At 73.1% G+C, this 22,467-nt stretch carries 19 protein-coding genes and 1 tRNA gene; 8 read left to right on the forward strand and 12 right to left on the reverse strand.

The window, feature by feature from the left end:
* The first annotated feature begins 9 nt into the window (after window positions 1-9).
* The 6 genes from ABD080_RS12510 (at window position 10) to recQ (ending at window position 8,278) form a co-directional block, all read left to right on the forward strand.
* On the forward strand, window positions 10-900 hold the full coding sequence (locus tag ABD080_RS12510) for an ATP-grasp domain-containing protein (protein WP_343905316.1): 891 nt from the start codon (window positions 10-12) through the stop codon (window positions 898-900).
* Between the two features lie 125 nt (window positions 901-1,025).
* Window positions 1,026-2,552 (forward strand): APC family permease, encoded by a 1,527-nt coding sequence (locus ABD080_RS12515; RefSeq protein WP_137770594.1) that lies wholly within the window; start codon window positions 1,026-1,028, stop codon window positions 2,550-2,552.
* A gap of 82 nt (window positions 2,553-2,634) precedes the next feature.
* Window positions 2,635-3,768 carry a nucleotidyl transferase AbiEii/AbiGii toxin family protein gene (locus ABD080_RS12520; protein ID WP_343905317.1) on the forward strand — a complete coding sequence of 378 codons (1,134 nt, stop codon included), beginning with the start codon at window positions 2,635-2,637 and terminating at the stop codon, window positions 3,766-3,768.
* A gap of 105 nt (window positions 3,769-3,873) precedes the next feature.
* On the forward strand, window positions 3,874-4,428 hold the full coding sequence (locus ABD080_RS12525; protein WP_343905318.1) for a DUF1990 family protein: 555 nt from the start codon (window positions 3,874-3,876) through the stop codon (window positions 4,426-4,428).
* A gap of 9 nt (window positions 4,429-4,437) precedes the next feature.
* Window positions 4,438-6,342, forward strand: coding sequence for a GMC oxidoreductase (locus ABD080_RS12530; protein ID WP_343905319.1), 1,905 nt, complete (start codon window positions 4,438-4,440; stop codon window positions 6,340-6,342).
* Window positions 6,343-6,352: 10 nt separating this feature from the next.
* A complete protein-coding gene (gene recQ / locus ABD080_RS12535) occupies window positions 6,353-8,278 on the forward strand; it encodes a DNA helicase RecQ (RefSeq protein WP_377827308.1) in 1,926 nt (641 codons plus the stop codon).
* Between the two features lie 332 nt (window positions 8,279-8,610).
* Here recQ and ABD080_RS12540 read toward each other — a convergent pair.
* The 7 genes from ABD080_RS12540 to ABD080_RS12570 form a co-directional block, all read right to left on the reverse strand.
* Window positions 8,611-8,683 (reverse strand) — tRNA-Ala (locus ABD080_RS12540).
* A 79-nt stretch (window positions 8,684-8,762) separates the two neighbouring features.
* Complete coding sequence (locus tag ABD080_RS12545) at window positions 8,763-9,428, reverse strand: histidine phosphatase family protein (RefSeq protein WP_343905323.1); 666 nt, start codon at window positions 9,426-9,428, stop codon at window positions 8,763-8,765.
* Window positions 9,425-9,808 carry a ribosome silencing factor gene (rsfS, locus tag ABD080_RS12550; protein WP_137770582.1) on the reverse strand — a complete coding sequence of 128 codons (384 nt, stop codon included), beginning with the start codon at window positions 9,806-9,808 and terminating at the stop codon, window positions 9,425-9,427. The genes ABD080_RS12545 and rsfS overlap by 4 nt, the downstream gene beginning before the upstream one ends.
* The gene (locus tag ABD080_RS12555) at window positions 9,805-10,764 is read right to left on the reverse strand and encodes a hypothetical protein (RefSeq protein WP_343905325.1); all 960 of its coding nucleotides are present in this window, start codon (window positions 10,762-10,764) and stop codon (window positions 9,805-9,807) included. Before ABD080_RS12555 ends, rsfS begins: the two co-directional genes overlap by 4 nt.
* Entirely contained in the window at window positions 10,757-11,335 is a 579-nt protein-coding gene (gene nadD / locus ABD080_RS12560) for a nicotinate-nucleotide adenylyltransferase (protein ID WP_377827330.1), read from the reverse strand. The genes ABD080_RS12555 and nadD overlap by 8 nt, the downstream gene beginning before the upstream one ends.
* A 35-nt stretch (window positions 11,336-11,370) precedes the next feature.
* A complete protein-coding gene (locus ABD080_RS12565; RefSeq protein WP_168198077.1) occupies window positions 11,371-11,547 on the reverse strand; it encodes a hypothetical protein in 177 nt (58 codons plus the stop codon).
* A 53-nt stretch (window positions 11,548-11,600) separates the two neighbouring features.
* Window positions 11,601-12,890, reverse strand: coding sequence for a glutamate-5-semialdehyde dehydrogenase (locus tag ABD080_RS12570; RefSeq protein WP_343905328.1), 1,290 nt, complete (start codon window positions 12,888-12,890; stop codon window positions 11,601-11,603).
* A gap of 43 nt (window positions 12,891-12,933) precedes the next feature.
* Here ABD080_RS12570 and ABD080_RS12575 point away from each other — a divergent pair, with 43 nt between their 5' ends.
* The gene (locus ABD080_RS12575) at window positions 12,934-13,881 is read left to right on the forward strand and encodes a ribokinase (protein ID WP_343905330.1); all 948 of its coding nucleotides are present in this window, start codon (window positions 12,934-12,936) and stop codon (window positions 13,879-13,881) included.
* Window positions 13,882-13,936: 55 nt separating this feature from the next.
* Here ABD080_RS12575 and proB read toward each other — a convergent pair whose 3' ends face one another.
* The 5 genes from proB to ABD080_RS12600 all read right to left on the reverse strand — a co-directional run bounded on the left by proB (window position 13,937) and on the right by ABD080_RS12600 (window position 20,579).
* The gene (gene proB, locus ABD080_RS12580) at window positions 13,937-15,091 is read right to left on the reverse strand and encodes a glutamate 5-kinase (RefSeq protein ID WP_343905332.1); all 1,155 of its coding nucleotides are present in this window, start codon (window positions 15,089-15,091) and stop codon (window positions 13,937-13,939) included.
* 2 nt (window positions 15,092-15,093) lie between these two features.
* Window positions 15,094-16,629, reverse strand: a complete 1,536-nt coding sequence (gene obgE, locus ABD080_RS12585) for a GTPase ObgE (protein WP_137770577.1) — start codon at window positions 16,627-16,629, stop codon at window positions 15,094-15,096.
* A 100-nt stretch (window positions 16,630-16,729) separates the two neighbouring features.
* Window positions 16,730-16,984 carry a 50S ribosomal protein L27 gene (rpmA, locus tag ABD080_RS12590; RefSeq protein ID WP_137770576.1) on the reverse strand — a complete coding sequence of 85 codons (255 nt, stop codon included), beginning with the start codon at window positions 16,982-16,984 and terminating at the stop codon, window positions 16,730-16,732.
* Between the two features lie 42 nt (window positions 16,985-17,026).
* Window positions 17,027-17,335: a 50S ribosomal protein L21 gene (gene rplU / locus ABD080_RS12595; protein WP_137770575.1), complete on the reverse strand. Its 309-nt coding sequence runs from the start codon at window positions 17,333-17,335 to the stop codon at window positions 17,027-17,029.
* 235 nt (window positions 17,336-17,570) lie between these two features.
* Window positions 17,571-20,579, reverse strand: coding sequence for an Rne/Rng family ribonuclease (locus tag ABD080_RS12600; RefSeq protein ID WP_343905336.1), 3,009 nt, complete (start codon window positions 20,577-20,579; stop codon window positions 17,571-17,573).
* Between the two features lie 355 nt (window positions 20,580-20,934).
* On the opposite strand from ABD080_RS12600, the gene ABD080_RS12605 reads away from it, so the two are divergent.
* Window positions 20,935-22,467 (forward strand): cytochrome ubiquinol oxidase subunit I, encoded by a 1,533-nt coding sequence (locus ABD080_RS12605; protein WP_343905338.1) that lies wholly within the window; start codon window positions 20,935-20,937, stop codon window positions 22,465-22,467.

Here is a 22,467-nt window from a genome sequence, read left to right on the forward strand (position 1 = left end):
GATTCTGCGATGACCTCGCGCATCGCCGTCGTCGGCACCGACCCGTCCTTCTACTCCGAGCTCGACGCGGACGTCGACTCCCCGCTCCTGGTCGAGGCGCTGCGCCTCCGCGGGGTGGAGGCCGAGGCGGTCAGCTGGCACGACGACTCCGTGGACTGGTCCGGCGTCGACCTCGCGGTGCTGCGCAGCCCCTGGGACTACCCCCTGGACCCGGAGGGCTTCTCGCGCTGGCTCGCGAGGGTCGGGGAGGCGACGACGGTGCTGAACCCGCCCGCGCTCGTGCGCTGGAACATGGACAAGCGCCACCTCGCCCAGCTCGCCCTCGCGGGCGTCCCCGTCGTCCCCACGACCTACCACGAGGACGAGGCCTCCCTGCAGGAGGCCCTCGGGGCGGCCGACGCGGAGCACGTCGTCGTCAAGCCCGCCGTGGGCGCGGGCTCCCTGCACACGGGTCTCTTCGCCCGGGAGGACCCCGCGCTGCTCGGGCCCGCGCGCGCGATCCTCGGCGGCGGCGGGACCGTGCTGCTGCAGCCGGAGGTCCCCGAGCTCTCCGAGGGCGCGGAGAAGGCCGTGTACCTCGTCGACGGCCGCGTCACCCACGCGATCTCCAAGGGCGCCCTGCTCGCCCGCGGCGGCGGCCTGCGCGGCGGGGTCTACCAGGAGCACCCGGAGCTCGTGGAGGTGAGCGCCGCGGAGGCCGCCCTCGCGGAGCAGGTGGTCGCCGCCACCGGTGCGGTCACGGGCGCGCCGCTGCCGCTGTACGCCCGGATCGACATGGTGGACTCCGCCGCCTTCGGGCTCGTGCTGCTCGAGGCGGAGCTCTTCGAGCCGACCTTCAACCTGCACCTCGTGCCGGAGGTCGTCGAGATCCTCGCCGAGGCGGTGCTCGCCCGCGCCTGACCAGCCGCGCACGGCACCGCCGGGCACCGGGGAGGGACGGCTTCGCGCGGAATGCAGCCGGAGCGCTACCCTGCCCGAGGGCCGCCGTCGGCCCCACCCCTCCCCGATCCGAGAAGAGCTCCCGCATGCCCACGCCCCGGTCCTCCGGCACCACCCGTTTCGCGCAGAAGCAGAACGAGGTGCTGCATCGGACCCTGGGCCGCTTCGACATCGTCTTCATCGTCGTCTCCGCCGTGGTGGGCCTCGAGATGCTCGGCTCGGTCTCCTCGCAGGGCCCGGAGACCTTCACCTGGCTCGTCGTCCTGATCCTCGTGTTCCTCGTGCCCTACGCGCTGATCTTCGCGGAGACCGGCAGCGCCTTCGTGGGCGAGGGCGGCGTGTACCTGTGGGTGCGGGAGGCGTTCGGCCGGCCCGCCGCGGCGGTCGCCTCCGCGTTCACCTGGATCACCCAGCCGGTCTGGGTGGGCGGGTCCATGGCCTTCCTCAGCACCGAGGCGGTGCGCGAGCACCTCGTGGCCTTCGAGGCCGGCTCCGTCGCCGACTACGCCGTCAAGCTCGTCATCATCTGGGCGACCGTGCTCGCCGCGGTGCTGTCGCTGCGCCGGGCGAAGTGGATCCCCTCGATGGGCGCCGTCTGCAAGATCGTGTTCCTCGGGATCTTCATCGTCACGGCCGTCGTCTACGCCGCGGAGCACGGGGTGCAGGGCCTCGCCCTCGGCGACTTCTCCCCCACCGTCTCCGGCTTCATCACCCTCACCCCGCTGCTGCTGTTCGCGTTCCTGGGCTTCGAGTCCGGCTCGAGCGCCTCGGGCGAGATGAAGGACGCCTCGAAGGACGTCTCCTTCGCGGTGCTGCGCTCCTCCGCCCTCGCCGGGGTCCTCTACCTCGTCCCGGTGCTGACGATCCTGCTGGTCATCCCGCACCAGGACATCGACGGCCTCACGGGCCTCATCACCGCCGTCGCGACGGTGTTTGACGTCTACGGCCCGGCCGCACCGGCCATGCTCACCCTCGCGGTGGTGCTCTTCCTGCTCGCGAACGTGGGCCAGGGGGCGGCGTGGATGATCATGTCCGACCGCATGCAGGCGATCGCCGCGGCCGACGGCTCCTTCTTCGGCGGCTTCTTCGGGAAGTTCCACGCGACCCTCGGCACCCCGATCCGCGTGAACCTGCTCTCCGGCACGATCTCGACGGTGTTCATGCTCGCCGCGATGCAGCTGACGGGCACCTCCGCGGCGCTGTTCGACGTGGTGCTCTCCGTCGCGATCACCACCTACCTGTTCAGCTACCTCATCGTCATCCCGGCGGCGATCCGCCTGCGCTTCTCCCGTCCCGACCAGCCGCGGCCCTTCACGGTGCCCGGCGGGAACGGCGTCATGCTCGCCTTCGGGATCGTGACCACGGGCTTCGTCGCGCTCGGCTCGTGGGTCTCCGTCTTCCCCGGCACCCTCGAGACGCTGCTGGGCCTGGACTACGACTTCTCCGAGGCGATGGGCGTGCCCTATGCGGCGTTCGAGGCGCTGACCCTCGGCACGATCGGCGTGATCGTCGCGATCGCGCTCGTGGGATACGTGGCCGGGGCGCCGCTGCGCCGCGACATGGTCGAGGCGGACCTCACCGGCGGCTCGGACCGGTCAGCGCTCACGTCCTGATCCGGACGACCACGCGCGTCCGAGACCACTGCTCCCCCGTTTCACCGTGCAGGAATCTACGCCGAACGTAGACCGGTGCACGATGAAGCGAGGTGAGTTCAGGGACCGATTCGAGCTGATCAGGGCTACCGCCCGCGCACCGATGCGCACGGTGCGCCATCGGAGCATCCGTGATGCGAGGGGCAACACCTGGCGTCAGCTGGATGAGCTGTCGCAGCAGGGCGTGCTCGTGCGCCTGGCCCATGGCGTCTGCACCGCTCCTCCGGACGGCCGGGACGGCCGGGACGGCCGGGACGGCAGGACACGGACTCCCGGTCTCGAAGCATCAGGACCGGCCCTCGCGACACCCCGGTATGGTGATCGCCGCGTCGCGCTCATGGGGATCGGGGCCGCGCGATTCCACGGTGCGATACCGCGCGCCCTCGGCTCGACGACCGCCGCCGTTCCGCTGCAGGGGATCCGACCGGTCCGGCTGGCCACCGGAACAGCGCACTTCGTCGGTCGGGAGATGGAGCGCCTCGACGTCACCCCCGAGAGCACCGAGCTCGGGACCGGTTTCGTCACGACACCCGAGCAGACCGTCGTCGATCTGCTCCAGCGTCCCGGCCAGGGCGAAGCCGAGGACGAGGCGCTCCGGGCAGTGCCCAGCTGTCCTCGAGCGTCGATCCCGAGGTGCTCGCGGCCATCGTCGACGACGCCCCGCGTGTACGTCGGGAGACCCGCCGAGCTCTCGATTAGCTGGGTGGTGTTCTTCGGAGGCACCGCACTGTCACGCACGTATCTGACCGATCTTCGGCTCTCCGAGGACGTCGGTCTGATCTGCACGTCAGACAGGGCGTCGACGGCGGCTCGGATCGAGGAGGCGATACTGCGTGGACTGCGACGCTCGATCGGACGGACGACGTTCACCCCGTCGCTGACCGAGCTTCGACGTGCCGACCACAGCGTTCTCGACGTCGGCGGCGTCCGCATCCAGCTCCAGCTGCTGTGCGCCGTCGGACATCCCTCGTGGCCGACCGCGACCAGCACTCGGCACCGACGCTATGCGGACGCGCCCGCGGCCAGTCTCCGCACCCTCATCGGGAGTGCGTTCGTCGCCACGGACCGCACACACGCGTCACCGACACCGACGTCGCGCGGCAGGTCACCCAGGATCTCCGGATGTCGTCCCTCGGTGACCAGTGCCGCCCTCGCGTCTCCGCCGAGGAGGCCCTGAAGGTCGTCGAGTCGGCGTGGCGATCAGCGGCACACGAATGATCGGTGCCATGCCCCGGGCGGAGGGGCTCGTCCGAGCCGGCGCACGCACCGCTACCGTGAGCCCATGCAGCTGCTGACCTCGGACGACCCGCGGCGCCGCGCCCTCGAGGCGCTCCCGCGGCGCACGGGCGGCGCCGCTGCGGTCGGCGTCGACCCTCCGCGGGGCATGGAGCGGATGGAGATCGGGGCCGCGCTGCCCGGCCGGTCCCTCGCGGACCTCGGCGAGGAGTTGCTGACCGGCCGGGTCCAGGAGCGGGCCGGGCTCCACGTGGCCTCCACGACCGCGCGCCTCGAGGTCGGCACCCGCCTGATCATGACGCTGCGGCTCGGGCCGCTGCGCATCGACGTCCCCTGCGAGGTGGTCGAGGTCCGTGAGGAGCCGGGTCTCGCGAGCTTCACGTATGCGACCCTCGCGGGCCATCCCGAGCAGGGCCTCGAGCGCTTCACGGTCATCGCCTCCCCCGGCGCCGAACCGGAGCTGAGGATCACCGCGGTCTCCGCCCCGGCGCTGTGGTGGTCACGGCTCGGCAGCCCCGTCACCCGCCTGCTCCAGCGGCGGATCACCGCCCGCTATCTCGACGCGCTGCGCACGCGCACCCCGGAGCCTCCGCGCCGCTAGCGTGGGCGCATGGTCGCCGATGATCCGCTCCTCGCCCGCGTCGCCGCGGCGCTCGATCCGCAGCTGAGCTCCCCGGGGCTCGCCGCACAGCTCACGGCGCGGATCCGGGCGCTGGATGCGACGGCGCCCATCGGCTGGGAGCAGCAGGTCCTCACCGGCGCCCCGGGCACCGCAGAGGCCATCGTCACGGACGTGCTGTACGAGCACGGGCTGCAGCACGGCAGGGTGGGGCCGGACCTCGCCCCGCACGTCGGGGTCTGGTCACCCCCGCCCGCCGAGAAGCGCCTGCCCACCCTGCTGGGCCCGAGCTCCTTCCTCGACCCGGCCGCCCTCCAAGAGCGCTACGACGCGGTCGTCATCGGCTCGGGCGCAGGCGGCGGCGTGGCGGCGCAGGTCCTCGCCGAGGCCGGATGGTCGGTGCTCGTGCTCGAACGGGGCGCCTGGCCGCAGCGCGACCGCCTCCTCGAGGACCACCTCACGACCCCGCGGGCCACCCTGGGCCTGCCGCCCAGCTCCGGTCCCGCAGCGGACGCCGAGCCCCGCCTCACGGCCACCGGGGAGGTCCCGCCCAGCTCCCCCGCCTGGGGCAACAACGCGATGACCGTGGGCGGCGGCACCCGCATGTACGGGGCGCAGGCCTGGCGCTTCGTCGCCGAGGACTTCACGATGGCGAGCACCTACGGCGTGCCTGACGGCAGCTCCCTCGCCGACTGGCCGCTCACCGCCGCGGAGCTCGCCCCGTTCTATGCGCGGGTCGAGGACATGCTCGGCGTGAGCGGCGGCGGGGACCTGCCCATGCCGCCGCTGGACCCCTCGCCGCTCGGCGGGCGCCTCGCCGCGGCGGGCGAGCGGCTGGGGCTCGCGACCCGGCCGGTGCCGCTGCTGATCAACACCGTCGCGCGGCGCGGCCGGGCGGCGTGCGTGCGGTGCTCGCAGTGCGTCGGCTTCGACTGCCCGGTCGGCGCCCGCGCGGGCAGCCACACGACGACCCTCCCGGCGGCGCTCGCCACCGGCCGCGCGCACCTCCTGCCGGGCGCCGTCGCCACCCGGATCCTCACCGGCGCCGGCGGCCCCGCGACGGGGGTGGAGATCGTCCTCACCGGTCCCGGCGGCGCGCAGGACCGTCGCACGGTCCTGACCGAGCAGGTGGTGCTCTCCGCCGGCGCGATCGAGTCCGCGCGGCTCGTGCTGGACAGCGGCCTCGGCGGCGACGAGGTGGGCCGGCACCTGCAGGGCCACGCCTACGGCGGCGCGACGGCCCTGTTCGAGGATCCGGTGGTGGACCTGCGCGGGCCGGGCCCGGACGTGTCCACCGAGCGCTTCCGCCACGGCAACGCCGGGATCATCGGCGGCGGCATCCTCGCCGACGAGTTCGTCCCCACCCCCGCGGCCACCCAGCGCTACCTGCGGGAGGCGGGACTGGTCCCCGCCGGGGCACGTGCCGGGTCGCCGGAGCTCGAGCGGGCCATGCTGCGGCTGGGGAGGGTCGTCGGCCCGGTCCAGGAGGTGACGACCGCGAGCGCCCGCGTGCGCCTGGACCGACGCCGCGACCGGCTCGGGCGCTCCCTCGTGCGCCTCGAGGGGCACCTGCACGCGGAGGACCTGCGGGGCCGGGACCTGCTCTCCGCGCGCGCCGCGGAGTGGCTCGCGGAGGCCGGCGCCCGCCGCGTGGTGCCCGCCGCCCCGCTCATGGGGACGATCGCCGTGAGCAACGGCCAGCACCAGGCCGGGACGCTGCGCATGGGGACGGATCCGTCGGCCTCCGCGACCGATCCCCACGGGCGGCTGTGGGGGCACCCGAACGTGCTCGTGGCCGACGCCTCCGTGCACGTCACCAACGGCGGCGCTAACCCGGTGCTCACCGTGCTCGCCCTCGCCCTGCGCCACACCGAGCATCTCGTCGCGAGCGCCTAGGCTGGAGGGCATGCCTCCCGCCTCGCCGTCCGACGCCCCTGCCCCTTCCGACGGCGCTGCGCCTTTCGACGGCTCTCCGCCCTTGGACGGCACTGCGCCCTCCCCCGCCCCGACGGGCGGCGACGCGCTGCAGATCCTCTCGACCGTCTTCGGCTACGACGCGTTCCGCGGCGAGCAGGCGCAGATCATCGACCAGATCGCCGGAGGCGGGGACGCCGTCGTCCTCATGCCCACCGGCGGCGGCAAGTCGCTGTGCTACCAGATCCCCTCGCTGCTGCGGGAGGGCACCGGGATCGTCGTCTCCCCGCTCATCGCGCTCATGGCGGACCAGGTCGCGGCGCTCGGCGCAGTCGGCATCCGCGCCGCGTACCTCAACTCGACCCTCGATCCGCATGAGGCGCAGGCCGTCGAGCAGCAGCTGATCGCCGGGGAGCTGGACCTCCTCTACATGGCGCCCGAGCGGCTCGTGCTCCCCCGCACCGTGCAGCTGCTGCAGCGGGCGAAGCTGGCCCTGTTCGCTATCGACGAGGCGCACTGCGTGTCCCAGTGGGGGCACGACTTCCGTCCCGACTACCTGGGCCTGTCGATGCTCGCGGAGGCATTCCCCGGGGTGCCGCGGGTGGCGCTGACGGCGACCGCGACGGAGGCGACGCACCGGGAGATCACCGAGCGTCTGCAGCTGCAGGGAGCGCGGCACTTCGTGGCGAGCTTCGACCGCCCCAACATCCAGTACCGGATCGGGCCCAAGGACCGGGCCCGCGAGCAGCTGCTGCGGCTCATCCGCACCGAGCACGCGGGGGACGCGGGCATCGTCTACTGCCTCTCGCGGCGCAGTGTGGAGCAGACGGCGCAGTTCCTCGCCGACCAGGGCGTCCCCGCACTGCCGTACCACGCGGGGCTCGACGCCCGGATGCGGCAGGACCACCAGGAACGGTTCCTGCGCGAGGAGGGGCTCGTCATCGTCGCGACGATCGCCTTCGGCATGGGCATCGACAAGCCGGACGTCCGCTTCGTGGCGCACCTCGACCTGCCCAAGTCCATCGAGGGCTACTACCAGGAGACGGGCCGCGCCGGCCGTGACGGGCTCCCCTCGACCGCCTGGATGGCCTACGGCCTCGCCGACGTCGTGAACCAGCGGCGCTTCATCGACGAGAGCGAGGGCGGGGAGCAGTTCAAGCGCAATGCCCGCGCGCACCTCGACGCGATGCTCGCGCTGTGCGAGACGGTCGGCTGCCGGCGCGTGCAGCTGCTGCGGTACTTCGGCCAGGAGGCGGGCGAGCCCTGCGGGAACTGCGACACCTGCCTGTCCCCACCGAAGACCTGGGACGCGACGACGGCCGCGCAGAAGCTGCTCTCCGCGCTGATCCGGCTCGACCGGGAGCGTGACCAGCGCTTCGGCTCCGGCCAGGTGATCGACGTGCTGCTGGGCAAGGAGTCGGACCGTTCCCGGCAGTCCCGCCACCACGAGCTGAGCGTATGGGGCATCGGCACCGAGCTGAGCGAGCGCGAGTGGCGCACGGCCCTGCGCCAGCTGCTGGCCCGCGGGATCGTCGAGGCGGTGGGCGACTACGGCGTGCTCGTCCCAGGGCGTGCGGCGGGGCCGGTGCTGCGCGGCGAGGAGACGGTCGAGCTCGCGGTGGACCGCACGCCGGCGAAGGTGCGCGGCGGGGCCGGCCGACGGCGCGGCGGCGGGGCGGCGGAGTCGCTCGAGCCCGCGCAGCGCGAGGTGTTCGAGGCGCTCCGGGCCTGGCGCACGGGCGTGGCGAAGGAGAAGCAGATCGCGCCGTACATGGTGTTCTCCGACGCGACCCTCGTGGGCATCATCCAGCAGCGGCCCGGGACCGTCGCGGAGCTCGGCGGGGTGAGCGGGGTGGGTGCGAAGAAGCTCGCGGAGTACGGCGAGCACGTGCTCGCGACGCTCGAGCAGGCGAGCTGAGCCCTCGCGCGACCCCTCGACGTCCAGCGCGACCCCGGCGAGGACCAGGCGCACGCGGGGAAGATGTACCGCCTCGTGGTGCCGCCACACCGCTGGCTCACGATCGACAGCCACGGCGATCCGACCACCACCCCGCACTCACGGGACGCCTTGCAGACGCTGCACCCGTTCACATACGCCCTGAAGGCTGTGTGCCGAGAGGAGCCGGCCCGCGCACCGCGGACCGGGTACCCGGAGCGGGGGCGGGGCCCGATCATGCCCGGAGCACGACGAAGGGCCCCACCTCGCGGTGGGGTCCTTCGGACGAGTCACTGTCTCAAGAGTTTCTCGAGTGGAGCTAGGGAGATTCGAACTCCCGACCTCTTCCATGCCATGGAAGCGCGCTACCAACTGCGCCATAGCCCCGTAGGGTGCCGCCCTCACGGTCCGGATCATCTCGCGATTCTCCGTCCCCGCTCCGTGGCGACTCCACTAGATTACATGGTCAGGGGGCTCCCGTGAAATCCGGAGGGAGGTTGTGTGACAGCAACCTCATCGCCTGCCCCGAGGGGTCCGAGACGAGCGGCTCGAGCACGCTGCGATGGCAGTTCTCGAGCCCGCCGAGGCCGCGGAAGGTCTCGGGATCCTCGCCCAGAAGGGCGGTGATCCCGAGGGTGATCGCGGCGCCGTGTGCGACGACCATGACCGTGCCGCCGGTGTTCTCCGCGATCAGCGAGCGCGCCGCGGCCGCGACCCGCTCCCCCACCACGTGCCGTTCCTCGATGTCGAGCCCCGGCACCGGTCGGTGCGCGCGCCACGCGGCGTGCTCCTGCGGCCAGCGACCACGGATCTCCTCGCCGCGCAGACCCTCCCACGCGCCGAAGCTGCGCTCGAGGAAGGCGGCGTCCGTGGTCACCGCGACCCCGCAGGCCGCACCGATGATCCGGGCGGTCTCGTGGGCGCGATCCAGCGGGGAGGCGACGATGAGGTCCGGCGGGTTCTGCGCGATGCTCGCGGCGGCGCGCGCGGCCTGCTTCCGGCCCGTCGCGTTCAGCGGGATGTCGACCTGGCCCTGGAGCCGGCCGTCACGGTTGTGGTCCGTCTGCCCGTGGCGCACCAGGACGAGACGGGTGTGCACCGGATGGTGCACCCCGGCATGACTGGTGCTCACGCGGTGGCGTCCCGGTCCACGTCGATGTCGAGATCCAGCACGGGGGCGTCGCGCCACAGGCGCTCGAGCGCATAGAAGGCGCGGTCCTCGGCGTGCTGCACGTGTACGACGACGTCGCCGTAGTCCAGGAGGACCCAGCGCGAGTCCCGCTCCCCCTCGCGGCGCAGGGTCTTGCGGCGGCGCTGCTTGAGCAGCTCCTCCTCCACGGCACCCACGATCGCGGAGACCTGCCGCTCGGACTCGCCGGAGCAGACCAGGAAGACGTCGGTGATGACGATCTGCTCGGAGACGTCGAGCCCGATCACCTCCTGGGCGAGCTTGTCCGCCGCGGCCTGGGCGGCGACGCGGGCGATGTCGAGGGCTTCGTCGGATGCGGTCACGCGGGGAGCTCCTGGATGCTCGAGGGGAGGGAGGCCGCCGGGGAGCCGGGGCCGGAAATGCTTGAGAGGCTGGCGAGGTGGGCGTCGAGGGCCGGGGCGAGCGCCGAGGCGCTGCCCGAGCCGCCGAGCACACCGGTGATCAGCAGCACGACGAGCACGACGATCGCGAGGGCGATGAGCCCCCACACGACCCACAGCAGCGGGCGGCCGCCCGAGCGCTCGGGGCGGTGGAGGACGCGGCCGTCGAACCGCGGCGCGGGCCGGGGGTCGGGGGCCTGCGTGACGGAGAGCTCGCCGAGCTCCACGCCGTCGGCGTCCCGCTCGATCGTGGCGGTCGCGGCCGGCGTGCCCGTGGGCCGCGCGTCAGAGGCCGTCGCCGCGGCGCCGGCGGTCGCGGGCGCTGCGCCGTCGGCGGCCGGCGTGGACTCGGACGACGCCGTGCCGGACCGGGCGGTATCGGACGGGGCGGTGCCGGACGGCGCGGCCTCGGAGGACGAGGCGCCATCGGTCGTCGCTGCTCCCGTGCCTCCCGGGCCGCTCGCGGCACCGGTGGTGCCCGAGGTCAGCGCCGCCCCGGTGGACACGGTGCCGGCCCCGCCCGCGCTGCCCGGTCGGGGCGCCGCCGGGGCGGCGGGCTCCTCGACAGCGGCGGCAGGGGTCCCTGTCGAGGAGACGGGATCCTGCGCGCCGTCGGCCGACGGCTGCGCGGAGGGCTGCCCCGCCTGCTCGGGCGGCTCCTCCGTGAGCTCGATGATCCGCGCGCGCTTGCCGAACCTGCGCAGCGCGGGCGTCGGGGCGTCCGCGCCGGGCGCCGCGACCGCGCCGCGCACCGCGGGCGCGGCGGGCTGGTCGCTCCCGACCTCCGCCACGGGGTGCGGGACGAGGGCGGCGGCCTCCTCCTCGCTGAGCCGACGGGCGCGACGGCCGTGCCGGGGAGCCGCGGTGGACTCACTCATGAGCGTCTCCTCCTGTGTAGAGGGCGTACTTGCTGATGTATTGGACGACGCCGTCGGGCACCAGGTACCAGACGGGGGCCCCTGCGGCGACGCGGGTGCGGCAGTCCGTCGAGCTGATCGCCATGGCCGGCACCTCGATGAGGGTGACGCCGTCGGCCGGGAGACCGGAGGTGTCGAGCTCGTGCCCCGGCCGGGTGACCCCGACGAAGTGCGCGAGCTCGAAGATCTCCTGGTTGTCCTTCCAGGTCAGGATGTTCTGGAGAGCGTCAGCGCCGGTGATGAAGAAGAGGTCCGCGTCGTCGTGCTGGGCGTGGAGGTCGCGGAGGGTGTCGATCGTGTAGGTGTCCCCGGGCCGGTCGACGTCCACACGCGAGACGGTGAAGACGGGGTTCGCGGCCGTCGCGACGACGGTCATGAGGTAGCGGTGCTCCGGATCGGAGATCTCCCGCTCGGACTTCTGCCATGGGCGGCCGGTGGGCACGAACACCACCTCGTCCAGGGCGAAGACGCTCTGCACCTCGCTCGCGGCGACGAGGTGACCGTGGTGGATGGGGTCGAAGGTCCCGCCCATCACGCCGATCCGTCGCCGCTGCTGCTCCATGGGGCTCAGTGATCGGTGTGGTGCTCGGAGTCCTCGTCACGCTGGTGGCTGCCGCCGACGAGGCTCGCGATGCCGAGCAGGATGAGCATCGTGATGAACGCCCCGATGCCGATGTACTGCGGCGGCACGCCCTCGGTGGCCTCGTGGCCGGCCTCGGCGAGGATGATGAGCTGATCGATCATGACTGGGAGCGCCTTTCCTGGGTGACCGCGTCATCATCCCACAGCAGCTGGGGTCAGGGGCGCACGTGCCCCTGGCCCACGACGATCCATTTCGTGGCGGTGATCTCGGTCAGGCCCATCGGCCCGCGCGCGTGGAGCTTCTGGGTCGAGATGCCGATCTCCGCGCCGAAGCCGAACTCGCCGCCGTCGGAGAACCGGGTCGAGGCGTTCGCCATGACGACCGCGGAGTCCACCTCCGTGAGGAACCGCTGCTGGGAGCGGAGGTCCGCGGTGAGGATCGACTCGGTGTGCCCGGTGGACCAGGCGCGGATGTGCTCGAGCGCCGCGTCGAGGTCCTCGACCACGCGCACGGCGATCTCGAGGGCCAGGTACTCCGTGTCCCAGTCCTCCTCGGTCGCCGGCTCGCTCGCCACCCCGGCCGCGGCGAGGATCTCGCCCGCCTGCTCGTCGGCGTGGATCCGCACCCCGGCCTCGACGAGACCCGCAGCGATCGCGGGCAGCGCCCGCTCGGCGACGTCGGCGTGGACGAGCAGCGTCTCGAGGGAGTTGCAGACCCCGACGCGCTGGGTCTTCGCGTTGTGGACGATCGCGGCGGCCTGCTCGAGGTCCGCGCTCGCGTCGACGAAGACGTGCGTGTTGCCGGTGCCGGTCTCGATGACGGGCACCAGGGAGTTCTCCACGACGCGCCGGATGAGGCCGGCGCCGCCGCGCGGGATGAGCAGGTCCACGAGGCCACGGGCGCGCATGAGCACGTCCACGCCGTCCCGACCGTGCTCGTCGATGCCGATGACGAGGTCCTCGGGCAGGCCCTGCGCGGCGAGCACGGAGCGGAGGACGGCGATGAGCGCGGTGTTGGAGTGCAGGGCGGCGGAGCCGCCGCGCAGCACGACGGCGCTGCCCGCCTTGAGGGAGAGGCCGGCGGCGTCGACCGTGACGTTGGGCCGGGCCTCGTAGACCATGCCGATCACGCCCATGGGCACGCGCACCTGGCGCAGCTCGAGGCCGTTGTCGAGCAGCCCGCCGCGCACCACCTCGCCCACCGGGTCCGGGAGGGCGGCGGCGTCGCGCAGCTGCTGGGCGATCGCGGCGACGCGCTCCTCGCTCAGCGCGAGGCGGTCCCGCAGGCCCGCCTCCATGCCGGAGGCGTCCGCGGCGGCGAGGTCGTGGGCGTTCGCCTCCACGATCTCCGTGCTGCGCTCGACGAGGGCGTCCGCCATGGCCAGCAGTAGCGCGTCCTTCTGGGAGCGGTGCAGCCGGGCGAGGGCGGGCTGGGCCTCCTTCGCGGCGCGGGCGGCCGCCAGGACGGCGGTCTCGACGTCGGTGTGCCTCCGGGTGACAGTCATGCGCTCCAGCGTACGCGGGGCGCGGCGAGGCACGATGGAGTGCATGAGTGATGAGATCGTCGTCGTGGTGGGCTCCCTGAACGTGGACCTCGCCCTCACCGTGGACCGCCACCCCTCCCCCGGCGAGACGCTGATCGCGGGCGGCGGTGGCCGCTCCCCCGGCGGCAAGGGGGCGAACCAGGCCCTCGCCGCCTCGCGCGCCGGCGCCGCGGTGCACATGGTGGGCGCCGTCGGGGACGACCCCGACGCCGAGGTCGCCCTCGGGCTCCTGCGCGAGGACAGCGTGGACCTCTCCGCCGTGGCGGTCGTCCCCGGGCCGACGGGCCTCGCCGTCGTCACGGTCGCGGCGGACGGCGAGAACGCCATCCTCGTGGTCCCCGGCGCGAACGCAGCCGTGGACGCCGCCGCCGTGGACCGGTACGCCGACCTCCTCGCCCGGACCGCGGTGCTCGTGCTGCAGGGCGAGATCCCGCGCGAGGGCATCGAGGCGGCGGCGCGGGCGGCCCGCGCGGCGGGAGGTCGTGTGGTCCTCAACCCCGCCCCGGTGCTCACCCTGGACCCCGCGGTGATGCGTGCCGCGGACCCGCTCGTCGTCAACGAGCACGAGGCGGCGGCGGTGCTCGAGCAGCTCCAGGGTGCAGGCACGGGCGCGACCACGGACGCGGGCGGGGACCGGGATCCGCAGGAGCTCGTCGCCGCCCTGCGGGACGCGGGAGTGCGGTCCGTCGTGCTGACCCTCGGCGCCCGCGGAGCCATCGTCGCGGGCCCCGCCCTCGATGCGGGCGACAGGACGGAGGTCGACGAGCCCGCGGTGATCCCGGCGGCGCAGGTCGAGGTCGTCGACACGACGGGGGCCGGGGACGCGTTCATCGGCGCGCTCGCCGCCCACCTCGCCGCGGGTGAGGGACTCGTGCGGGCCGCCGAGCGGGCGACCGCCTTCGCGGGGAGGTCCGTCACCGCCCGCGGGGCGCAGTCGAGCTACCCGCGCTGAGCGCCGGTGCCGCCGGGCGGGGGACCCCGCCCGGCGGGCGCGGACCCCGTGGGGCTCAGCCCAGCATCACCATCGCGTCGCGGTGCACGACCGAGCGGCCGTAGTGGTCGCCGATCCGCTCGCGGAGCTCCGCGGTGGTGAGACCCGCCATGGCGCGGAGGTCCTCGCTCGAGTAGGCGACGAGGCCGCGGGCGATGACGGTGCCGTCGGGATCGGCGATGTCCACGGGGACCCCGGCGGAGAACGCCCCGGTCACCTCCGTGATGCCGACGGCCAGCAGGGAGCGGCGGCGGGAGCGGATCGCCGCCGCGGCGCCCTCGTCCAGGCGCAGCGTGCCCGCGCCGCGCGTCGCGTAGCGCAGCCACACGAGCCGGGAGCGGCGACGGCCCGTCTGCGCGGGGAAGAACGTGCCGACGTCCTCGCCGTGCACGGCGGCGCCGAAGCGGTCAGCACGGGTGAGGATCGTGGCGGTGCCGGTCGTGGAGGCGTGGTGGGCGGCGTCGAGCTTGGTGACCATGCCGCCCGTGCCGACCTTCGAGCCGACCGAGCCGACCTTCACGTCCACGAGCGCCGCGAAGTCGTCGACCACGCTGATCCGCTCGGCGTCGGGCTCCGCCGGGTTCTTCGTGTACAGGCCGTCGACGTCCGTCAGCAGGACGAGGAGATCCGCGCCCAGGAGCTGCGCCACGAGCGCGGCGAGGCGGTCGTTGTCGCCGAAGCGGATCTCGTGGGTGGCCGTCGTGTCGTTCTCGTTGATCACGGGGATGACGCCCACGGCGAGCATCGCCTCGAGGGCGGAGCGCACGTTGCGGTAGGTGTCCGGGCGGATGACGTCCGCCTCGGTCAGCAGCAGCTGACCGGAGATCCGGCCGTGGGCGCCGAAGGCGGCGGCCCAGGCCGTGGCCAGCAGCGACTGGCCCACGGCCGCGCACGCCTGCTGGGTGGGGACGTCGCTCGGGCGCTCGTCCAGGCCCAGCGGGCCCAGCGCCGCGGCGATCGCACCGGAGGAGACCAGCACGACGTCCCAGCCGCCGTGCAGGAGCTCGGCGACCTGGTCCGCGATGAGCCGCAGACCGGTCTCGTCGAGGTGGCCGTCGGCGCGGGTGAGGCTCGAGGAGCCGATCTTGACCACCGCCCGCCGCGGTCCGGGGATGTCGGTGCGTGCGAGCAGCCTCGCCGGCTGATGCGGTTCGGCGGGGACGGTGACCATACTCAGTTCTCCTCGTCGCTGATCGTCGGATCGGCCCAGTGGCCGGCGCGTCGCTCCTTCTCCATCGCCTCGATCCGCTGCATCCGGGACGCCGTGCGCTCCCGCTGCTCCTCACGCTTCTGCTCACGCGTGGGGCGGTGGTGGTCCTCGAGGCGGCGATCCGCGCCGCGCGCGCCGAGCAGGAGCTCGGCGCCGCCCACCATTGTGGGCTCCCAGTCGAAGACCACGGCGTCCTGTCCAGGACCGATGATCACGGTCGAGCCCGCGACGGCCCCCGCCTTGTACAGCGCCTCCTCCACGCCCACCTTCGCGAGGCGGTCCGCGAGATAGCCCACGGCCTCGTCGTTCGCGAAGTCGGTCTGCTTGACCCAGCGCTCGGGCTTGTCACCCACGACGCGGAAGGCGTTGTCGCCCTCGAACTGCTCCTTGACCACCTCGAACTCGCGGCCGCCGCGCGCACGCGGCGTGAGCACGATGGGTGCCTCCTCGGGCTCGGGCAGCGAGGCCCGCGCCTCCTCGACGAGGCCCGCGAGGACGAAGGACAGCTCGCGCAGGCCCTTGTGGGACACGGCGGAGATGTCGAGGATCGGCACGCCGCGATCGCCCAGGCGCTCACGGACGAGGTCCGCCATGTCGGCGCCGTCGGGCACGTCCGTCTTGTTCAGGACGATGACGGTGGGGCGCTCCATGAGCGGCACGCGGTCGCCGGCGCCTTCGTCGAGCCCCGCGGCGTAGGTCGCGAGCTCGTTCTCGATGGTCTCGAGGTCGGAGACCGGGTCGCGGTCCGACTCGAGGGCGGCCGTGTCCAGCACGTGCACGATGACGTGGCAACGCTCGATGTGGCGCAGGAACTCCAGTCCCAGTCCCTTTCCCTGGCTCGCGCCGGGGATCAGGCCGGGGACGTCGGCGATCGTGTACCGGTGCTCGCCGGCCTCGACGACGCCGAGGTTCGGCACGAGCGTGGTGAAGGGGTAGTCGGCGATCTTGGGCCGGGCGGAGCTCATCGCGGCGATGAGCGAGCTCTTGCCGGCGCTCGGGTAGCCCACGAGCGCGACGTCGGCGACGGTCTTGAGCTCGAGGACCAGGTCGCGCTCCTCCCCCGGCTCGCCGAGCAGCGCGAAGCCCGGGGCCTTGCGCTGGCGGGAGGAGAGGGCCGCGTTGCCGAGGCCGCCCTGGCCGCCCTGGGCCGCGACGAAGCGGGTGCCGACGCCCACGAGGTCCGCGAGCACCTGGCCGTCGGCGGTCGCGACGACGGTGCCGTCGGGCACGGGGAGGATCAGGTCCTCACCGCGCGCGCCGGCGCGCATGTCGCCCTTGCCGAAACCGCCCGAGGTGGCCTTGCGGTGGGGCTTGTGGTGGTAGGCGAGCAGGGTCGTGGTGGACGGGTCCACCTCGAGGATCACGTCGCCGCCGCGGCCGCCGTCGGCGCCGTCGGGCCCGGCGAGGGGCTTGAACTTCTCGCGGCGGATCGAGGCGGCGCCGTTCCCGCCGGCGCCGGCGATGACGTGGAGCTGGACGCGGTCGACGAACGTGGCCATGGGTGCCCTCCCGAGGGCTCTGGAGCGGATATGCATCGAGGGGCGGAGCAGCGGCTCCGCCCCTCGAGAGGCTGGGTTCCCGGACGGGCCGGGAGCGGGATCAGGCGGTCTCGACGACGCTGACCACGCGACGGTCGCGCTTGCGGCCGAACTCGACGGTGCCCGCGGTGAGCGCGAACAGCGTGTCGTCGTTGCCGCGGCCGACGCCGTCGCCCGGGTGGATGGAGGTGCCGCGCTGGCGGACGATGATCTCGCCCGCGCCGACGACCTGGCCGCCGAAGCGCTTCACGCCGAGGCGCTGCGCGTTCGAGTCGCGACCGTTCTTGGAGGAGCTTGCGCCCTTCTTATGTGCCATGAGGAGTGACCTTCTCTCGAGTCTTCGACGTCGCTAGGACGATCAGGCGATGCCGGTGATCTTGAGGCGCGTGAGCTCCTGGCGGTGGCCCTGGCGCTTCTTGTAGCCGGTCTTGTTCTTGTACTTGAGGATCCGGATCTTCGGACCGCGGAGGTCCTCGACCTTCTCCGCCGTGACCTTGACCTTGCCGAGGTCGGCCTGCGTCGAGGTGATCTTGTCACCGTCGACCAGCAGGACGGGGGCGAGCTCCACGGAGTCGCCCGCCTCGCCGGCCACGCGGTTGATCACGATGGTGTCGCCGACCGACACCTTCTCCTGACGGCCGCCTGCGCGGACGATTGCGTACACCACGTCACTGCTCCATCTCGATGAGTACTGCTGCTTCTGCTGAGGGGCGCCGTTCCCCGGGTCGAACCGCCGACCTGCGACCGTCGACCGGTCCCGCGGACGGGAGGGAGGCTGCGGCCAGGCGGACCCGGAGGGGAAGGGCATCGGCGCGCTGAGCGCCACGGGACAGCCTACGATCCCCACACCCTGCGGTCAACCACGGTGTGCGCCGCGACCTGCAGGAATGCTGTGGAACGCGTCACGCCTCGGAGTTCAGGGCGCTCTGGTCCTCCCCCTGACTCTCCTCCTGGCTCTTCGCCTGGGTGTCATCCGCGGGCGCGGCCTCGACGTGCGCCGGAGCAGGCTCCTCGCCCTCCGTCACCGCCACGACCTCGCCGTCCACGACGACCTCCGGGTGCGGGTGCGAGGTGGTCGCCGCCGCGATGGAGGCGATCGTCGCGCGCGCCAGGGCCCGCGTGTCGTCGTTGCCCAGGCGGTGCACGTCGCCCGAGTCCTCGGCGTGCTCGCCGGCGCTCTCGCCGCCGTTCTCGGCGCTCTTCTCCGCCTCACCGCCCTCGGAGTCCTTGCCGCGACCGCGGCCGCGGCGGCGCTTGCCCGAGCGGGAGGAGCCGGAGGAGGACTGCTCGTCCGGTCCGTCGATGCGGGCGCCTCCGCCGTCGCCGTGCTGGTGCGCCTCGCCGTCGATGTCCACGAGGACGCCGCGGCCGTTGCAGTGCTCGCAGGTGGTGGAGAAGGTCTCCACGAGGCCCTGGCCCACGCGCTTGCGGGTCATCTGCACGAGGCCCAGCGAGGTGACCTCGGCGACCTGGTGCTTGGTGCGGTCACGGCCCAGGCACTCGACCAGGCGCCGCAGCACGAGGTCGCGGTTGGACTCGAGCACCATGTCGATGAAGTCGATGACGATGATGCCGCCGATGTCGCGCAGCCGCAGCTGGCGCACGATCTCCTCGGCGGACTCGAGGTTGTTGCGGGTCACCGTCTCCTCGAGGGAGCCGCCGGAGCCGGTGAACTTGCCGGTGTTCACGTCGATGACCGTCATCGCCTCGGTGCGGTCGATGACGAGGGAGCCGCCGGAGGGCAGGTAGACCTTGCGGTCCATGGCCTTGAGCAGCTGCTCGTCCACGCGGTGCTTCGCGAAGGAGTCCTTCGGGCCGACGTGCGCGGTGACGCGCTCGAGGAGGTCCGGGGCCACGTCCTTGACGTACTCGTGGACGGCCTCGTAGGTCGAGGAGCCCTCGACGATCAGCGAGGTGAAGTCCTCGTTGAAGACGTCGCGGACCACCTTGATCGCGAGGTCGGGCTCCTGGGAGAGGGCGATCGGCGCGGAGCGCGCCTTCTGCGCCTTCTGGATCTTCTCCCACTGGGCGCGCAGGCGCTCGACGTCGTGGGTCAGCTCCTCCTCGCTCGCCCCCTCGGCGGCGGTGCGCACGATGACGCCCGCGTCCTCGGGGATGAGCTGGCGCATGATCTTCTTCAGGCGGTTGCGCTCGGTGTCCGGGAGCTTCCGGGAGATGCCCGTCATCGAGCCACCGGGCACGAAGACGACGTAGCGGCCGGGGAGCGAGATCTGGCTCGTGAGCCGTGCGCCCTTGTGGCCGATCGGGTCCTTGGTGACCTGGACCAGCACCGGGTCGCCGCTCTTGAGGGCGAGCTCGATGCGGCGCGGCTGGCCCTCGAGGCCCACGGCGTCCCAGTTGACCTCACCGGCGTAGAGCACGGCGTTGCGGCCCTTGCCGATGTCCACGAACGCGGCCTCCATGGAGGGCAGCACGTTCTGGACCTTGCCCAGGTACACGTTGCCGACCATCGAGGTGTGCGACTTCGCGGCGACGTAGTGCTCGACGAGCACGTCGTCCTCGAGCACGGCGATCTGCGTGCGGCCCGGGCGCTCGCGCACGATCATCGAGCGCTTCACGGACTCACGGCGGGCGAGGAACTCCGCCTCGGTGATGACGTTGCGACGACGACCGTTGTCACGGCCCTCGCGGCGGCGCTGCTTCTTGGCCTCGAGGCGCGTGGAGCCCTTGACGGCCTTCACCTCGTCGCGGGCCTCGCGGACCTTGACGACGGTGTTGGGCGGATCGTCGGGGGAGGTCGACTCGCCGTCCCCCGCGTCGGAGCGGCGACGGCGGCGACGCCGGCGCGAGCTCGAGGAGGAGCCGGCCTGGTCCTGGTCGTCGGGACCGGAGTCCTCGGAGCCGGAGCCCTCGGTCCCGGCGTCCTCCGCCGAGCCCTCGGGGGCGCTGTCGCCCTCGGCGGGCTCCTCGGAGCGGGCGCCCGCGCCGCGACCGCGGCCCCGGCGGCGACCGGAGCGCGAGCGCGAGGAGCGACCCTCGCCCTCGGCACGCTGCTCGGCGTCGTCCTGGGGGTCCTCGTCCTGCGGGGTGTCGGCGTCGGCGTCGGCGTCGTCGGCGTCACCGGCGGCATCGCCCCGGTCGTCCTCGCCCTGCTCCTCGTCGCGGGCGTCGTCCTCGCCGCGACCGCGGCCGCGGCGACCGCGGCCACCGCGGCGGCGACGGCGGCGGGAGGCGCCGGAGCGCTGCTCGTCGTCATCGTCGGAGCCCTGGGCGTCGCGCTCGTCCCGGTCGCGGTCGTCCGCGTCGGTCCCGTCGGCGTCCTCGCGGTCCTCCGCGCTGTCGGGGGTCTCATCGTCCTCGTCCTCGGCGAACACGGGAAGACCGGGGCCGACGGTGGTCCGGGGCTGCACGGGCGCCGGCGCCTGGAACAGGAGCGAGGCGAAGTCGAGCTGGGCGCGCTCGCGGCGCTCCCGACCGTCCTCGTCGGCGCGGTCGCCGCTGCCGCGGGCATCGGCGAGGGCGCGGAGATCCGCGACGACGCTCGAGGTGTCGTGGTCGTCCTCGGCGGGACGCTCGCGCTCGGCGCGGGCGGCGGGCTCGGGCGCCGCAGGGGTGTCCTGCTCGACGTCGGCCTCCGGCGCGGGGGCCGGGGCCTCCTCGACCTCGGGCTCGGGCTCGGGAGCGGGATCGGTGGCCGCGCGGAACACGGGGGCACCGGCCGGGGCGCCGGCCGCGCGGCGGCGGGTTCGCTTCGGAGCGGCGGGCTCGGCAGGCGCCGCGGCCTGCTCGGGCACCGAGGTGCGGGGCGCCGTGGTGGTCTCGGAGGACTCCGCGGCGGACGTCTCGACGACGGACGGCGCCGGGGCGCCGGCGGGGGCTCCCGCCGCGCGGCGGCGGGTGCGACGGGGTGCGGGATCCGCAGGATCGGGGGTGGTGGTGCTGTCAGCCATGAGGCCGTCTCCTTCGAAAGGATCCAGCGCACCCTGGGTCCACGTGGTCATCGTCCTGGGGGACGGAAGTCTCCGGCCCTCGCCAGGCGCTGCTCCCGAGGGGAGCGCAGCGTGTCGATGGAGGAGCCGACTCGGTCGCGACGGACGCGTCACCGGTGCTCCGGCGCATCGACGCCGGGAGGTTCCCCCACCCGGTACGGAGCAGGAGAGTGCCGCGGTCAGTATGGCACAGCGGAACCCTCGGAACGGGGTGCGTGTCACGCGGTCAGGGAGGACCATGGTCCTCGTGGGCGCGCCGCGGTGCGCCGTACGGTCGTCATGGCGTCCCCGTCGCCCCCCTCGACTTGGAGCATTCATGGAAGCCCTCGATCTCGCCCGGTGGCAGTTCGGCATCACCACCGTCTACCACTTCCTCTTCGTCCCGCTCACGATCGGCCTCTCGCTGCTCGTCGCGGTCATGCAGACCTTCTCCGTGTTCGCGAAGGACCCGGACCGCAAGGACGCCTGGACCCGTATGACGAAGTTCTTCGGCTCCCTGCTCGTGCTGAACTTCGCGATCGGCATCGCGACGGGCATCGTCCAGGAGTTCCAGTTCGGTCTGAACTGGTCGGAGTACGCGCGCTACGTCGGGGACGTGTTCGGCGCGCCGCTCGCCCTCGAGGGGCTCATCGCCTTCTTCCTCGAGTCGGTGTTCCTGGGGCTGTGGATCTTCGGCTGGAACAAGCTGCCCGAGAAGATCCACCTGCTGACGATCTGGGCGGTCGCCCTGGGCACCACCTGCTCGGCCTATTTCATCGTCGCCGCGAACTCCTTCATGCAGCACCCCGTGGGCGCGACCCTGAACCCGGAGACCGGCCGCGCGGAGCTCGACTCGCTCTGGGCGGTGCTCACCAACGTCACGACGCTCGCCGCCTTCCCCCACGTGATCGCGGGCGCCTGGCTCGTCGCCGCCGCCTTCGTCACCGGCATCGCCTCCTGGCACATGGTCAAGCACCACCGCGCCGCGGACGACGTGGGCCGGGACACCGGGGAGGGCTCGCGCCAGCACGAGCTCGCCCGCGGCCTCTACCGGCCCACGGTGCGCTTCGGCGTGCTCGCCATGGTCCTGGCCGCGATCGCCCTGGTGGTCTCCGGTGACCAGCAGGCGCAGATCATGTTCAAACAGCAGCCGATGAAGATGGCCTCGGCCGAGGCGCTGTGCGAGACCGAGACCGGCGCCTCCTTCTCGATCCTCACCGTGGGCGGGCCCGACGCCTTCGCCCAGGACTGCTCGAGCATCACCCACCTCATCGAGGTCCCCTACGTGACCTCCTTCCTGGCCACCCACACCTTCGACGCGACCCTCCAGGGCGTCGACGAGCTCAACGCCCAGGCGCAGGAGGAGTTCGGCTCGACGGTGACGGACATCCACGGGAACCAGGTCACCGCGGAGTACCGCCCCAACCTCTTCGTCACCTACTGGTCCTTCCGCCTGATGATGGGTCTCGCGGCGTTCAGCGGCGTCGTCGCGCTGTGGGCCCTGTGGGCCACGAGGAAGGGCCGCACCACCGGCTCGCGCGCCTTCCAGTGGTTCACCGTGCTCGCGATCCCCATGCCGTTCTTCGCGAACTCCGCCGGCTGGGTGTTCACCGAGATGGGACGCCAGCCCTGGGTGGTGCACCCCAACCCCGACGACCCGACCGTGCGGCTCATGACGCTCCAGGGGGTCTCGAGCCATCCCGCGGGCTGGGTGGTGGCGAGCCTGATCGCCTTCACGCTCGTCTACGGCGTCCTCGCGGTCGTGTGGTTCCTGCTCATCCGGCGCACCGCGCTCCAGGGCGCCCCGCTGCCCCACCGCGACCCGGACACGGGGCAGCTGGACACGCCCGTGCTCTCCTTCGACTACTGA

Origin of the sequence: Brachybacterium rhamnosum (genome assembly GCF_039526185.1) — a bacterium.
GTDB classification, from domain to species: domain Bacteria; phylum Actinomycetota; class Actinomycetes; order Actinomycetales; family Dermabacteraceae; genus Brachybacterium; species Brachybacterium rhamnosum.

Excerpts from the sequence above, each read along its gene's own strand:
- nadD (WP_377827330.1), bottom strand. The coding sequence starts at position 11,335 with ATGGGCGGGACCTTCGACCCCATCCACCACGGTCACCTCGTCGCCGCG.
- ABD080_RS12600 (WP_343905336.1), bottom strand. The coding sequence starts at position 20,579 with ATGGCTGACAGCACCACCACCCCCGATCCTGCGGATCCCGCACCCCGT.
- obgE (WP_137770577.1), bottom strand. The coding sequence starts at position 16,629 with ATGGCCACGTTCGTCGACCGCGTCCAGCTCCACGTCATCGCCGGCGCC.
- ABD080_RS12515 (WP_137770594.1), top strand. The coding sequence starts at position 1,026 with ATGCCCACGCCCCGGTCCTCCGGCACCACCCGTTTCGCGCAGAAGCAG.
- proB (WP_343905332.1), bottom strand. The coding sequence starts at position 15,091 with ATGGTCACCGTCCCCGCCGAACCGCATCAGCCGGCGAGGCTGCTCGCA.
- rpmA (WP_137770576.1), bottom strand. The coding sequence starts at position 16,984 with ATGGCACATAAGAAGGGCGCAAGCTCCTCCAAGAACGGTCGCGACTCG.
- ABD080_RS12575 (WP_343905330.1), top strand. The coding sequence starts at position 12,934 with ATGAGTGATGAGATCGTCGTCGTGGTGGGCTCCCTGAACGTGGACCTC.
- ABD080_RS12605 (WP_343905338.1), top strand. The coding sequence starts at position 20,935 with ATGGAAGCCCTCGATCTCGCCCGGTGGCAGTTCGGCATCACCACCGTC.
- ABD080_RS12510 (WP_343905316.1), top strand. The coding sequence starts at position 10 with ATGACCTCGCGCATCGCCGTCGTCGGCACCGACCCGTCCTTCTACTCC.
- recQ (WP_377827308.1), top strand. The coding sequence starts at position 6,353 with ATGCCTCCCGCCTCGCCGTCCGACGCCCCTGCCCCTTCCGACGGCGCT.
- ABD080_RS12570 (WP_343905328.1), bottom strand. The coding sequence starts at position 12,890 with ATGACTGTCACCCGGAGGCACACCGACGTCGAGACCGCCGTCCTGGCG.
- ABD080_RS12520 (WP_343905317.1), top strand. The coding sequence starts at position 2,635 with ATGAAGCGAGGTGAGTTCAGGGACCGATTCGAGCTGATCAGGGCTACC.
- ABD080_RS12525 (WP_343905318.1), top strand. The coding sequence starts at position 3,874 with ATGCAGCTGCTGACCTCGGACGACCCGCGGCGCCGCGCCCTCGAGGCG.
- ABD080_RS12565 (WP_168198077.1), bottom strand. The coding sequence starts at position 11,547 with ATGATCGATCAGCTCATCATCCTCGCCGAGGCCGGCCACGAGGCCACC.
- ABD080_RS12530 (WP_343905319.1), top strand. The coding sequence starts at position 4,438 with ATGGTCGCCGATGATCCGCTCCTCGCCCGCGTCGCCGCGGCGCTCGAT.
- ABD080_RS12555 (WP_343905325.1), bottom strand. The coding sequence starts at position 10,764 with ATGAGTGAGTCCACCGCGGCTCCCCGGCACGGCCGTCGCGCCCGTCGG.